The 13,954-nt window shown below is 61.3% G+C and carries 12 protein-coding genes; 2 read left to right on the top strand and 10 right to left on the bottom strand.

Going from position 1 to position 13,954, the window contains the following annotated elements:
• Positions 1-51 precede the first annotated feature (51 nt).
• The 6 genes from AC1DYF_RS14850 to AC1DYF_RS14825 form a co-directional block, all read right to left on the bottom strand.
• Positions 52-1,224 (bottom strand): ABC transporter permease, encoded by a 1,173-nt coding sequence (locus AC1DYF_RS14850; protein ID WP_477877495.1) that lies wholly within the window; start codon positions 1,222-1,224, stop codon positions 52-54.
• Positions 1,221-2,219, bottom strand: coding sequence for an ABC transporter permease (locus AC1DYF_RS14845; RefSeq protein WP_477877494.1), 999 nt, complete (start codon positions 2,217-2,219; stop codon positions 1,221-1,223). The genes AC1DYF_RS14850 and AC1DYF_RS14845 overlap by 4 nt, the downstream gene beginning before the upstream one ends.
• A complete protein-coding gene (locus tag AC1DYF_RS14840; RefSeq protein WP_477877493.1) occupies positions 2,212-4,122 on the bottom strand; it encodes an ABC transporter substrate-binding protein in 1,911 nt (636 codons plus the stop codon). The genes AC1DYF_RS14845 and AC1DYF_RS14840 overlap by 8 nt, the downstream gene beginning before the upstream one ends.
• Positions 4,119-6,041 (bottom strand): ABC transporter ATP-binding protein, encoded by a 1,923-nt coding sequence (locus tag AC1DYF_RS14835; protein WP_477877492.1) that lies wholly within the window; start codon positions 6,039-6,041, stop codon positions 4,119-4,121. Before AC1DYF_RS14835 ends, AC1DYF_RS14840 begins: the two co-directional genes overlap by 4 nt.
• Before the next feature lie 114 nt (positions 6,042-6,155).
• On the bottom strand, positions 6,156-7,130 hold the full coding sequence (locus AC1DYF_RS14830; protein WP_477877491.1) for a polysaccharide lyase family 20 protein: 975 nt from the start codon (positions 7,128-7,130) through the stop codon (positions 6,156-6,158).
• Complete coding sequence (locus AC1DYF_RS14825) at positions 7,127-8,473, bottom strand: adenylate/guanylate cyclase domain-containing protein (RefSeq protein WP_477877490.1); 1,347 nt, start codon at positions 8,471-8,473, stop codon at positions 7,127-7,129. The genes AC1DYF_RS14830 and AC1DYF_RS14825 overlap by 4 nt, the downstream gene beginning before the upstream one ends.
• A 219-nt stretch (positions 8,474-8,692) precedes the next feature.
• On the opposite strand from AC1DYF_RS14825, the gene AC1DYF_RS14820 reads away from it, so the two are divergent.
• Positions 8,693-10,030: a nucleotide sugar dehydrogenase gene (locus tag AC1DYF_RS14820; RefSeq protein ID WP_477877489.1), complete on the top strand. Its 1,338-nt coding sequence runs from the start codon at positions 8,693-8,695 to the stop codon at positions 10,028-10,030.
• Positions 10,031-10,033: 3 nt separating this feature from the next.
• Here AC1DYF_RS14820 and AC1DYF_RS14815 read toward each other — a convergent pair whose 3' ends face one another.
• Together AC1DYF_RS14815 and AC1DYF_RS14810 are read right to left on the bottom strand one after the other, a co-directional pair.
• Positions 10,034-11,215, bottom strand: a complete 1,182-nt coding sequence (locus AC1DYF_RS14815) for a DUF3095 domain-containing protein (RefSeq protein ID WP_477877488.1) — start codon at positions 11,213-11,215, stop codon at positions 10,034-10,036.
• Positions 11,216-11,282: 67 nt separating this feature from the next.
• Positions 11,283-12,125, bottom strand: coding sequence for an FkbM family methyltransferase (locus tag AC1DYF_RS14810; protein WP_477877487.1), 843 nt, complete (start codon positions 12,123-12,125; stop codon positions 11,283-11,285).
• 131 nt (positions 12,126-12,256) lie between these two features.
• Here AC1DYF_RS14810 and AC1DYF_RS14805 point away from each other — a divergent pair, with 131 nt between their 5' ends.
• On the top strand, positions 12,257-12,736 hold the full coding sequence (locus tag AC1DYF_RS14805; RefSeq protein WP_477877486.1) for a class I SAM-dependent methyltransferase: 480 nt from the start codon (positions 12,257-12,259) through the stop codon (positions 12,734-12,736).
• A gap of 132 nt (positions 12,737-12,868) precedes the next feature.
• Here AC1DYF_RS14805 and minE read toward each other — a convergent pair whose 3' ends face one another.
• Together minE and minD are read right to left on the bottom strand one after the other, a co-directional pair.
• Positions 12,869-13,132, bottom strand: a complete 264-nt coding sequence (gene minE / locus AC1DYF_RS14800) for a cell division topological specificity factor MinE (RefSeq protein ID WP_477877485.1) — start codon at positions 13,130-13,132, stop codon at positions 12,869-12,871.
• Positions 13,129-13,944 (bottom strand): septum site-determining protein MinD, encoded by an 816-nt coding sequence (gene minD / locus AC1DYF_RS14795; protein ID WP_477877484.1) that lies wholly within the window; start codon positions 13,942-13,944, stop codon positions 13,129-13,131. Before minD ends, minE begins: the two co-directional genes overlap by 4 nt.
• Positions 13,945-13,954 lie beyond the last annotated feature (10 nt).

Genomic DNA, 13,954 nt, shown 5'->3' with positions numbered 1-13,954 from the left:
TGCAGGCTTCGGAATTGATTGTGACGTCTCTTCTGCATGTCACTCACCTGTTCACTTGTAGGGATCGGCGGCATCGCGGAGGCCGTCGCCGAGGAAGTTGAAGGCCAGGATGACCAGGATGACTGGAATGATCGGGAACAGCAGCCAGGGATAAAAAGCGATGACACTGACGCTACGCGCCTCGGTCAGCAGGATGCCCCAGCTGGTGATCGGCGGCCTAAGGCCTAACCCAAGGAAGCTCAATGCGGTTTCGCCGAGGATCATGCCGGGAACCGTCATCGTCGCCGAGGCGATCAGATGCGACATGAAGCCGGGAATCAGGTGCCGGCCGATGATGCGCGGCGCCTTTGCGCCCATCAGCTGCGCGGCGAGCACATAGTCCTCCTCGCGCAACGCCAGCAGCTTCGAGCGCACGGCGCGGGCCAGCCCCGTCCAGTCCAGGAGGCCCAGGATGGCTGTTATTCCGAGATAGATCAGCATCGGGCTCCATGTGACCGGCATGATCGCCGCCAGCGCCATCCAGAGCGGGATGCTGGGGATCGACTGCAGCACTTCGATAATGCGTTGTACGATCAAATCGAAGACGCCACCGTGATAGCCGGCCAATCCGCCGATCACAATGCCGAGAGAAAAGCTGATCAGAATACCGATAATGCCGATGGTCAGCGAAATGCGGGCGCCGTAAAGGATACGCGATAGCACGTCACGGCCCAGCCGGTCGCTGCCGAGCAGGAAAAGCTGGCCACCCTTGGTCGGACAAACGAGATGGAAATCACCCTCGACAAGACCCCAGAACCTGTATTTGTCGCCATGGCAGAAGAAGCGCAGCGGCTGGACCTCGGCTGTATCGGCATAGACCCGCCGGAGATTGTCCATGTCCAGCGTCATTTTGCGGCCGTAGACGTAGGGGCCGACAAACACGCCCTTGTCGAAGAAATGCACCCGCTGCGGCGGCGCATAGATGAAATCGACGTTGCGGGTATGCAGATTATAGGGTGCAAGCAATTCGACGATGACGATCATCGTGTAAAGCAGCGCCAGGAAGATGCCGGAGACAACCGCCAGCTTGTGCGATTTGAATTTCCACCAGGTAAGCTTCAGCTGCGAGGCGCGATAGATACGATTCTGCTCGTCCGTCATCACCTCGACCGAATGCGGGTCGAAAGGTGCGGTGGAGACATAGTGCGGGAGAGGAGCGCCCGAAGCCGGCAAGGATGAACTCATTTGGTGCTCCCGCCCTGCAGCCGGATACGCGGATCCAGGAGCGCCAGCGCAATATCGGAAATCAGAACGCCGATCACCGTCAGGAAGGCCAGGAACATCAGGAATGAGCCGGCCAGGTACATGTCCTGGCTCTGCAGAGCCTTGATCAACATGGGACCGGTCGTCTCAAGCGAGAGCACGATTGCGGTGATTTCGGCGCCGGAGATGATCGCCGGGAGGATGGAGCCGATATCGGAGATGAAGAAATTCAACGACATGCGCAGCGGATATTTGACCAGGGTCTTGAAAGGATGCAGGCCTTTGGCGCGAGCGGTGACGACATATTGCTTCTGCAGTTCGTCGAGCAGGTTGGCGCGCAGGCGGCGGATCATGCTGGCGGTGCCGCCGGTGCCGACGATCAGCACCGGAATCCAGAGATGGGCGAGGATCGATTTCGCTTTGTCCCAACTCATCGGCTCGGCCAGATATTTCTGGTCCATGAGATGGCCGATCGAGGTGCCAAACCAGATATTGGCGAAATACATGAGGATCAACGCAAACATGAAATTCGGAATGGCGATGCCGAGCAGGCCCATGAAGGTCAACCCATAGTCTGTCCAGCTATATTGGTGCGTCGCCGAATAGATGCCGATCGGAAAGGCCAGCAGCCAGGTGAAGATGATAGTGAAGAAGGACACCATCACGGTGAGCCACAGCCGATCGCCGACCACCTTGCTGACGGGGAGCTGATATTCGAAGGAATAGCCGAAATCGCCATGCAGCATGCCGGCGACCCAGTAGAAATAACGCACGACCTCGGGCTTGTCGAAGCCGTATTCGGCCTTGAGGTCGTTGATCTCCTGCATGTCGACGGTTTCGCCCTGGGCCTGCAGGTCGGCGACATAGCTTTCGAAATAATCGCCAGGCGGCAATTCGATGATGGTGAAGACCAGCGCCGAAATGATGACAAGCGTCGGGATCATCACCAGGATGCGCCAGAGGATATATCTAAGCACGTGCGTCCTCCTCGCCGTACCAGAATGCATCAGGCATGTAGACACCCAGATAACAGGTCGGATCGAAGCCGAACAAGGCCTGGTCCGGAACGTTGCGCAGCCGCGACGACCGGAGGATCGGCTGGTGCGTGGCGTTGACGATACCGATCGAAAACACCTGCTGCGTGTAGATTTCGAGCATTTTCGACCAGATCGGCTCGCGCTCGGCCTTGTCATGGGTATGCCGCCAGGCCTGGAGCAGATCCACCAGTTGCTGCGCTTCCGGAAGCTCCGGAGCCACGCCCTTCATACCGTTGGACATGTAATGCATGCCCCAGACAGGCCATTGCAGCTGATCGTCGGCGGTCGGCGCGAGCTCGCCCGGATTCATGTCCGCCGTCGGTACGCCATTGTCCAGCCCCGACCACATGGTCATCATGATCGTGCCGCCCATCGCCCGGCTGCGGAAAATGTCGCGCTGCGACGTGCGGATGAAGAGCTTTATGCCGACCTGCAGCCAATGATCGGTGATCAGCTCCAGCACATCGGTTTCCAGCGTGCTCTCGCCTGCCGTCTCGACGACGATCTGCAGGATGCGACCATCGGATAGCAAGCGGATACCGTCATCGTCGCGCTTGTCGAGGCCGAGTTCATCGAGCAGCTTGTTTGCCTGCGCCGGATCGTGGGCAGCCCAGGCCTTGCTGTATTCCGGCTTGTAGAGCGGGCTCTCGGGCAGGATGGAGTCGGCACTGTCCTTGACCAGACCGTAGAACACCGCCTTGTTGATCTCCGTGCGGTCGATGGCAAGCGACAGCGCTCGACGGAAGCGGACATCGCGCAGCAGCGTACGCCAGGCCGGATCACCAAAGTTCAGGTTCGGCAGCAGGTTGACGCGCGAGCCTTGCGTCTTCTTCCATAGCGAGACCTTGACCGGAAAGCGCTTCTCGGCGTCCTTGAGGAAGGCGTAATCGCTGAAATCGATGCCAGTGTATTGCAAATCGCTCTCGCCGGCGCCGGTCTTGGCACTGATGATCTCCGACGAGGACGTGTTCAGAATGACCTCATCGACATAGGGCAATTGCAGGCCGTTCTCGTCGACGCGGTGGAAATAGGGATTGCGCACGAAGACGAATTGTTCCGCCGGCGGCGCGGTGGTGTTGCGCCAGGGATCGAGCGTCGGCAGATCCGGATTTTCGGGCCGATAGCTGCGCGACATTTTCACATGCAGTTCCGTCCATTTGCGGGCGCTATATTCCTTCATCAGCGCCGAGAGACGGAACGGGTCCTGGTAGCTCTTGTGGAACTGCTTGAGATAGGCCGCAGGCATGACGATAGCGAGCGGCTGCGGTGCGGCAAGCCGCGGCAGGAAATCCGGGTTGGGCGCATCCCAGCTGTAACGGACGGCGTAGGTGCTGATCACCTCGAAGCGCGGCGGCTTCTGGTCCACAAGCAGTTCGCGCGGCAGTCCGCCCTTGCGAATCTCCTTGTTGAGGATGACATCCTGCCAGCAATAACGGAAATCCTCGGCCGTCAGATAGCTGCCGTCCGACCAGCGGTGGCCTGGGCGAATGTGGAATGTGAAGATACGGTCCTCAACCGTTTCGAAGCTTTCGAGGATATCGGCGTGCAGATTGAGCTTCTCATCGAAGCCGACGAGCCGGGCATAGCCGCTGATCGTCATCAGGCGGATATCCTTCTGGCCGCCGATAATCGTGCGGATCGAGCCGCCATACTGGCCCGGTTTACGTCCAAGCGAGGCCAGGTCGATAATGCGCGGAACCTGCGGCAGGCGTTTATCGAGCGGCGGCAGGCGTCCGCCGGCAATCTCGTCTTTGAAGTAGTCCGGCTCGCGCGGTGCTGCCCGGGCCAATCCGGGCACGAGCGTCGAGGCGAGCATGCCGAGCACGGTACGGCGTCTGATCACGACTGCAGCTCCCGCCTATCCACCGCCTTGCGGGCAAGCACCAGATGGCCGTCACCGAGATCGGCCGGGGCCAGTACGTCCTCCTCCCCGTCCTCGTCGCGGAATGCCGGGCTCCAGGCACGCTTGTCGGCTGCGCCCTTGGTGTTGAGTATCGAGAAATCGAGCGGCCGGTCCAGATCCGGAAAGGGGACGGCGGCGAGCAGTGCCTTGGTATAGGGATGGACCGGCGACTGCATCAGCGCGTGGCGCGGCGCGATCTCGACAATCCGGCCGGCACACATGACGGCAATACGGTCGGCCATATAGTCGACCACGGCGAGATTGTGGGAAATGAAGAGATAGGTGAGCCCGAGTTCCGACTGCAAGTCCTTGAGCAGGTTGAGAATCTGCGCCTGGACCGACACATCGAGCGCCGACACCGGCTCATCGAGCAGCATCAGTTCCGGCCCGAGCGCGAGCGCGCGGGCGATGCCGATGCGCTGCCGCTGACCACCGGAGAGACCATGCGGATAGCGGTTGAGATAACGATCGCCGAGCCCCACGGCCTGGATCAGCGCCGAGACCTTCGCCCTGCGCGACCTGGCATCGCCGCGGCCGTGGATTTCCAGCGGTTCGGCAACGATGTTCTGGATCGTCATGCGTGGCGACAGCGACGAAACCGGGTCCTGGAAGACCATCTGGACCTTTGCCCGCAGCATGTCGAGCTCGCGGCCTTCCGCTGACAGGAGGTCGATCGTGCCATCGGTGCCATGGAACTTGACGGAGCCGGAATCCGGCTTGAAGGCGCGCATCAGGATCTTGCTGAGCGTGGTCTTGCCGCAACCGCTCTCGCCAACCAGACCGAGACATTCGCCACGCCGGACGTCGAAGCTGACATGGTTGACAGCCCTCACCGGCGGCCCGCTGTCCTTCTTGAACCAACTCGATTTGCGGATCTTGAAGGCCTTGACGATGTCGCGGACCTCCAGCAGCACGTCCGTATCGGTGCGCGGCTTGATGCGCTGCTTTTCCAACAGCGTGCCGACATTGACGGGAACGTCGCGCAATGCCTTCAGCCGCTCTCCCGGCTGCATGTCGAAATGCGGCACGGCCTTCATCAAGCCCTTGAGATAGGGATGTTCGGGTTTGCGGAAGATGTCGCTGACTGTGCCGGCTTCCATGATCTCGCCGTGGTAGATGACCACGACCTCGTCGGCGACATTGGCGACGACGCCGAGATCGTGCGTGATCAGCAGCATCGCCATGTTGAGCTGGCCCTGCAGGTCGCGAAGCAATCGCAGGATTTGCGCCTGGATCGTGACGTCGAGCGCCGTGGTCGGCTCGTCGGCGATCAGCAGTGCCGGCCGGCAGATCAGCGCCATGGCGATCATGGCGCGCTGGCGCATGCCGCCGGAAAGCTCGAACGGATACATGTCGAAGCCGCGCGACGGCTTGGGAAAGCCGACCATGGCCAGCATCTCTTCGGTGCGGGCGCGCCGCTCGGCCTTGTCATAGTTGGCATGGATCGCCAGCACTTCGGAAATCTGGTTGCCGATCGTGTGCAGCGGCGACAACGAGGTCATCGGCTCTTGGAAGATCATGCCCATGCGGCTACCGCGCAGGGCCCGGATTTCCGGCCCGTCGCGCTTCAGTTGGAGCAGGTCGACTGGACCTTCTTTCGAAGTGACATCGTTGAACAGGATCCGGCCATTGGCGGTCGCAATCCGCGGCAGGATGCCCATCACGGCCTGGCTGATCACCGACTTGCCGGAACCGGACTCGCCCACAAGCGCCGTGACTTTGCCAGGCAGCACGCGCAGGTCCGCCCGCTTGACGGCCTGGATCTGGCCACCGAGCAGCGAAAAAGCGATGCTGAGGTTCTCGATCCTCAACAGATCCGTTTCCGGAATGGCGCCCAAAGGCTTCCCCTGTTTTTTCATTTTTGACGTCCCGGCTAAACGCTAGCGCACGCGCGGCAGCCTGTCCACGCCCCAGGCGTCTAACTTTGAAGGATCACGCCAAAATGACACTGGTCAGGGAATATGGAAGTCCGATCAATCCGATGTGTCGACCAATGCACAGGCCGCCGCATCGCCCAGCACGTCGCGACAATCGGCGCTGCGACGGAAATCGTCATAGTAGAGCGACCATTCCGTCGTTCCAGCGGCGCGGTAAGGACCGAACTTGAAATACTGGTTGGGGCCAAGCGGCGGGTCATCGTGGCCGATATGCCCCTTGATCGTCTTCACCCATTTGCCGTTGGCGAAGATTTCGACGCGACCGTCGCCATGCGGACCGGGCTTGGTCATGATGGCGAAATCGATCCAGCCGGAAGCCGGGCTCGGCAGCGGATTACCACGATCGATAACGGAGATCTTGTCGGTGCAAGCACTGAAGAGGGCACCGTCTTCCGGCACCCAATTGTCATCCGCGGCGACGAGCGCCCGCATCTGGTTGGTATCCGGCCGCATCCAGACGGGTGTCAGCCCTGCCCCGCATTGGGCCGGCGTCCCTTTCTGACCGGCGGCGACCGGTGCGTGGAAATTGGTCTCGATGGTGACGAAGAGCTTGCCGTTCTTCATCCGCAAAGCAAGGTACGGGCTGAAATCGCCGGGCGCGCCGGGATCGATCTCACGCTTCCATTGGGCAATCAGGTAGCGGTGGTCGTCCTGGGGGATCGGATCGGCGAATTTGACGGCAAATCCATACCAGACGGCCTTGTCATAAGGGACGCGCAGGGAAGGCTTTTCCCAGATTTCCGCCCGCTCGCTGCAGCCGTCCGGGGTGACGCCGCAATGCGGCCGGATGGTCAGCTTCAGCGCACCCTTGCCGGAAAAGGCGACATCCTTCTGAAATTCGACGGTACCGGCGCGCTGCTCGTTCGTTTCCTTATAGTAAAGACCACCGTCAGGCGAGAAATCCGCGCCTTCAAAGCCGTCATAGAGCTTGGTATCCCAGGAATCGGCAAGGGCTGGCTCGGCTGGCAGGATGGCGACGAGAAGTGCTGCCGCGGCAAACTCACGCGTCATTGCAGCATATTCCCACCGGCCTTCTCGGTATTCTGCTCGCGGGAATTGCGGTAGAGAAGCATGACATGCTCCGCCTCGGAGCGGACATCGAGACCATCGCTTTCCGCCGCTTCGACACTGGTCATGGTCATATTGCTCTCACCCGGAATCAGCACGGTCACCTTCTCCTCGACGCCACGCAGCTTCTTTTCCCCTAGCGTGACCCAGTCGCCGCCGCAATAGGTGGCGAAGGCCTGGCTGGCAATGACCGGGTGGTTGAAGGTCTTGGTCAGCCCCTGCAGGCGGGCCACTTCGTTGACGGCGCCGCCAAAGGCGGAGAAGGTCAGGCGGTCCTTGAGCCCGACATTGCCGAACATGACATTGCCGACATGCAGGCCGATGCCGAAGCGGATTTCGCCGAGCGCGTTGCGGGTGCGTGCCTCGTTCATCTCGGCGATCCGTGCCGAGGCCTGGCGCACGGCCGCCATGGCCGCGCGGGTGGCGACTTGCGAGGGCTCGCGGTGCCGGCCGCAGGGATAGACGGCGAGGAAGCCGTCGCCCATGAAGCTCAGGATCTCGCCGCCATTGCGGTTGAAGGGTGCCGCAATCGCGTCGAAGAACTCGTTGAGCGTGTCGATATAGATCTGCCGTCCCGACTTCTCGGCCAGCATGGTCGATTGGCGCATGTCGGCCATGACCAGTGCGGCGCGGATCGTCTCGCCGTCGCCGCGACGCACCTGGCCCGAGAGCACGCGTTTTCCGGCATTGCCGCCGAGATAGGTGGTGACCATGTTGTCTGCCAGTTTCGACAGCACGGCCATCTTGGCCGCGACGGCAAGATCGTTTTGTATCTTCAGCAGCGCGCCGATCACATCGTCGTTGAAGCCGCCGAGCGCATCTGTCGACCACGAGCCGATCATGCCGCGGGTCGTGCCTTCGCCGAAGGATTCGACAAAGGCGAGATAATCGGTCGCACCCATCTCCTTGAGGTCGTCGAAAATGCTGAATTCCGACGGCGTCAGCACATCGATGCGGCGCCGCAGATGCTGGAGATTGTGGCTGAGCAGATAGAAATACGGGCTCTTGAGGAACCGGCTGGTGTTTTCCTCGCTGGAATTGGCGCGAAACCCTTCGACGCTCACGCCCTGGCCGCGAATCCAGGTGAAACCCAGCGCATCATAGAGCGGATGCAGCATCGAGAAGCTGAGGTGAACGCGAATCAGCGGAATGCCGGATGCCGCCAAGCGTTCGCAGAGGCCCTGAACCAGGGTCTCCAGACTTTCGCCCTTGAGGGCAGATTGCTGAAGCCAGGTCGACACACGGTCGATCAGCGTTTCCGAGACATTGATCCGGGGAAGTAACATGTATTCTCTGGTCTTTCTGACAACCGGCCACTTCAGATGCGACGCGACCGGACACCGCCTCTCCGCGCATATTTTGCGTCGAACCAGCTACAATATAGTACGAGTTTGCTGCAGCGCCAGATTTGCAAATGTAAAGTTTCTCAAAGCTTCATATTGACGGAATGAATGCCAGCCTGACATCAAGGCTGCAATTCCGCCCGAACTCCGAAGGCCAAGCCGTTGACAGCCGATCCCGCCCACAAGACCCTTCTCGACAGCATTTCCGCCCGCACGGCACGCGCCGGCGTCATCGGCCTTGGTTATGTCGGCCTGCCGCTGGCGATCGCCATCGCACGCGCCGGCTTCAAGGTTACCGGTTTCGACATCGATCCCGGCAAGATCGTCAGGATCGAGGCCGGCCAGTCCTATATCGAGGCGGTGTCCGACGCCGCGCTGATGCGGGAGACCGCGGGCGGCCGGTTCTCCGCCACGACGGATTTCGCCCAGCTCGGTGCCTGCGACATCATCGTCATCTGTGTGCCGACACCGTTGACCCGGCATCGCGATCCGGACCTCAGCTTCGTCGTCAGGACCAGCGAAGCGATCGCCGCGGCATTGCGACGCGGCCAGCTCGTCGTGCTGGAATCGACCACCTATCCCGGCACGACCGACGACGTGGTGCGGCCGATCCTCGAACGGACCGGACTGAAATGCGGCACGGATTTCTTCCTCGGCTTTTCGCCCGAGCGGGAAGATCCGGGCAACCGCGATTTCGAGACATCGAACATTCCGAAGATTGTCGCCGGCGATGGGCCGGAGGCGTCAGCGCTGATGACGGCGTTCTACTCGGCTGTCGTCAAGACTATCGTGCCGGTTTCCTCGACGGCGACGGCGGAAGCTGTGAAGCTGACGGAAAACATTTTTCGCGCCGTCAATATCGCGCTCGTCAACGAACTCAAGGTCGTCTACGAGGCGATGGGCATCGACATCTGGGAAGTGGTCGACGCTGCCAAGACCAAGCCGTTCGGCTATATGCCCTTCTATCCCGGACCGGGTCTCGGCGGCCATTGCATCCCGATCGATCCGTTCTACCTCACCTGGAAATCGCGCGAATACGAATTGCCGACCCGGTTCATCGAGCTGGCCGGCGAGATTAATTCGGCCATGCCGCGGCATGTCGTCGACCGGCTCGCCGAAGCGCTGGACGTCCGGTCCGGCAAAGCGCTCAGCCGCTCGAAAGTGCTGGTGGTCGGGCTCGCCTACAAAAAGAATGTCCCGGATATCCGCGAGAGCCCATCGCTGAAGCTGATCGAACTGATCGAAGCGCGGGGCGGCTCCGCCGCCTATCATGACCCGCATGTCGCAACGGTGCCGCCGACGCGGGAGTATAGCCATCTCGCCGGCCGCGCATCAATGCCGCTGACGGAGGAAGCCGTGCGCGGTTTCGATGCTGTGCTGATCGCCACGGACCATGATGCGGTCGATTATGCGGCACTTGGCCGATGGTCGGCGCTGGTCGTGGACACCCGCAATGCCTTCGGCCGGCGCGGCATCCAGGGCGCTGTCGTCAAGGCTTGAGGGTCACGAGGTAATGGCTGCGATCTTCGGCGCCGCCTTGCCCTTGATGTGGGTCGCGGCCAAGGCATAGCCACCAGCGGCGCCATCGATGAAATGCATGTGGTCGCGCCGCATCGGCGTCAGCACGAAACATGTCATCAACGCCGCGTTCTGGCTGTGCAGCCCGTAGCGGCAGATGCCGGCCTTGGCGGCTTCGGCGAGCCGTGCATCGATCCTGGCGAAATTCTCGCGATTGACGTCGACGGTCATCTTTAGCCCGTCGTCGAACTTGCGGAAATCGCTGTTGGCGGCGACATCGCGCTTATAGCGCTTGGGCTCGAAATCGCCGAGCGTGATGTTGAAGCGGTCGAGGAACTGGGCGAGATGATACTGAAACAGGATCCAGGCCTTCTGCTTGAAACGCCGGTCTTTGGGCGATGAAGCACGCGCCTCCCAATCGAGCGCCTTGCTCGTCAGCTTTGCCTGTGGCGGGCCGTCCTGGGGAATAGGATGGCCGCCGCGATCCTGCATGGCAACGATCGTGACGAGATCGGCAATCAATGCAGAGAAGGCTGCCTGATCACTCTTCTCGCCTGGCACGGCGATGATCGAGACGATCTCGCCATGGCGCGAAGGGATCGGCGCCCAACGGCAGGAGAGGCCGGTCAGGTCCGGCCGGGCGCCTGGCGGCGCAGGCTCGACCAGATAGCGGCCTTGCTTCATCTGCGATTCCGCCCACGCCGCCCCGCCCCCGGCGAACATGGCGAAGGCCGCAAATTCGCTGACCCGCAGGCGGGCGACCATGATGTCAAAACCGGCGGCGCGGATATCCTTCAGCGGCACGATCGCCGCGCGCATTTCCAGGCCCATTTCCTCGGTGACCCAGGTGCGCACTGCGGCAACTTCGGACCGCGCTTTGTCGATGCCTGCGGGCGGGATCGCCACCAGCGCACCGTCGCCGCCGAAGACGAAAGGCAGGTCGGCATGATCGAGAGCATTGAGCACAGCGGAGATGATGCTGGCGCCGGACATGTTGACCTGTTTGTAATTGCCGGCAGCAATGGCTCCTGTCGAATTGACGATGTCGCCGGTCACCAGTGCCCAGTCATCCGGTAAAGGGCGATAGTTGGCCGTGTCCGTCACCCCTTCAAAGGCGGTGAAGTCCGGGACGTCAGCGAAGAATGTGTTGGTGCTCGTATCGGCCATGCAGTGCTTTTACCACATTGCGGCGGACGATGCGATGATACGGCACAGCGCCGTGCAAATATTCAGCTTAGGGCAGCAACAGCACGTCGAGCTGTTGATCGCCGATAGGGATATCCCGCACCTTGCGCGGCGTCGGCACATCTTCGAAGAACGTAATGCAATCATCGTAGAATTCCGCCAGATGCGCAACGAAGGCGGCTGCCTGTTCCGCACCGTAAAATTCCGGCGAGAATTCCGTATAGATCGGAACACGCAGGGTGAGCAGGTCGCGCATGCCACGGATAGCCACCGGCTCGTAGCCCTCGATATCCATCCAGACGAGACCGATTTCCTTGGCCGAAACGCCTTCCTCCGCGAGAATCTGCCAGACCGGCTTGACCGGCACGCTGATCTTTTCGTGATCTGGGCTGTGCCTGATGGCGCTGCGGCCATGATTGGTCGGGTGGAGATAGAAATCGATCTCACCATCCGTCTCGCCGGCCGCACAGGCGACGGCCGTCACCTTCTCCGAGAATCCGTTCTGGGCGATGTTGGTCAGCAGCAGCGGAAAATTGCGCGGGTCGGGCTCGACGGTCAGGATGCGATCGAAGGCGCCCGTCAGGCCGAAATAGACCGTATGGGTGCCGATATTGCCGCCGAGTTCGAGCAGCACCTTGCCCTCCATCGGCATGCTCCTCGCCCGCATCAGGTCGACCAGGCGCTCGGCATGGTCGCGGTCGAAATGGCCTTTGACGAAGACGCTGCGGCCAATGTAGTCGGCAGGCGAGAAGGTGATGACATGGTCGCCGAGGTCGACGGTCATCGTGCGGACATGATCGCCGATATTGCGGATCAGCCAGTTGCGGCCGGCGCGAGTTTCGAGAAACCGACGGGCAGGCCGGCTGCGGAAGATACGGGGAGCGCGCGTCACTCTGCCACCTCGGAATGTCGATAGTTTTGCCTTCTGGCAGAGCGGGGACAGCCTGTCCAGCGCGGGTCGACTTCCGCGCCTGGCCTGTGTAATCAAAAGCTCACCGCAGCAGCAGAAAGAATCATGCGCTCATGAGCCGCCTCGACAGTTTCATCCGCCGCCTTTCGGCCCAGCGCGATATCCTCAACGCCATCCGTGACGAAGTGGCGGCCAGCGAGGGGCCGATCCTGGAATTCGGCCTCGGCAACGGTCGCACCTATGATCATCTGCGCGAATTGTTCGGCGGACATCGGATCGTCGCCTTCGATCGCGAGGCCCGTTCCTTTGCCGCCTCGACGCCAGAGATGAACAATCTCGTGCTTGGCGAGATCAGGGAAACCTCGGCCGCCTATCTCGGTACAGGCGCGGCGCTGGCGCATGCCGATATCGGCACCGGTCACGACGATCTCGATGCGATCACGCTCACCTGGCTGCCGCAGGTGATGGCGGGCGTCACCCGCTCGGGTGGGTTTGCAGTCAGCGGCCTGCCGCTCGACCATCCGGATCTGATCGCCCTTCCCGTGCCCTCGACTGTGCCGGTCGATCGCTATTTTCTCTATCGCCGCCGTTGAACATCAGGCGAAAATGAAACGGGCTTAGCCGGTCTCCCAGCCAAGCCCGCCCCGTCCCCGTCCTAAACTTCATTGCATGTCGCCCGACAGTGGTTCCCGGCTTCGGGACAAAGACATGCAGAAAACAAGTCCTCAGGCCGCGTGAACTATGGCATCCTTCGGGATTTCGACATCGATTTCGAGCATCGAGACATTGGTGTCGCGGTCGAGCTTGACTTGCACCTTGTCGGTGTCGATCTGCACATGCTTGGCGATCACCGCCAGGATTTCCTCGCGCAGCAGCGCCACCAGGTCGGACTGGCCGGCCGACGAGCGCTCATGGGCAAGAAGCACCTGCAGCCGCTCGCGCGCCATGGGCGCAGACCGCTGCCGAGTGAAGATATTCAGTATGTTCATGCAGCCCTCCGACCAAAAATCTTGCCGAACAGCCCCTTCTTTTCGCCGGGAATGACGATCGGGATGTTTTCGCCGGATAGGCGGCGTGCGGCATCAAAATAGGCAAGCGCAGGTGCGCAGCGGCCATCGGCCAAGGTCACTGGCGCGCCGAGATTGGAAGCGCGCAGCACATCGGTGCTTTCCGGCACGATGCCGATCAGGGGGATCGACAGGATCTCCAGCACGTCATCGACCTTCAACATATCGCCACGCTCGGCACGAATCGGATCGTAGCGTGTAAGGAGCAGGTATTTCTCTACCCGCTCGCCCTGCTCGGCCTTCAGCGTCTTGGCGTCGAGCAGGCCGATGATGCGATCGGAGTCCCGCACGGACGAGACTTCCGGGTTGGTCACGACAACGGCAAGGTCGGCATGGCGCATGGCCAGCGTGGCACCGCGCTCGATGCCCGCCGGGCTGTCGCAAATGATCCAGTCGAAAAAGCGCTTGAGCTCGTTCATCACCCAATCGACGCCTTCCTGGGTGAGCGCGTCCTTGTCACGGGTCTGCGACGCCGGCAGAAGGAAGAGCGTTTCCAGCCGCTTGTCGCGGATCAGCGCCTGCGGAAGCTTGGCATCACCCTGGATAACGTTGACCAGATCGTAGACGACCCGCCGCTCGGCACCCATGACAAGATCGAGATTGCGCAGGCCGACATCGAAATCGACGACGACGACTTTCTTTCCCCCTAGCGCCAGCGCTGCTCCCAGCGCCGCTGTGGTGGTCGTCTTGCCAACCCCGCCTTTGCCCGACGTCACTACGATGACTTGCCCCATCGATCGCTCT

The sequence above is a fragment of the Rhizobium sp. P2_G9 genome, assembly GCF_056403475.1.
Note: the sequence above shows the minus strand (reverse complement) of the source record. Positions and strands in the feature narration are given on the sequence as shown.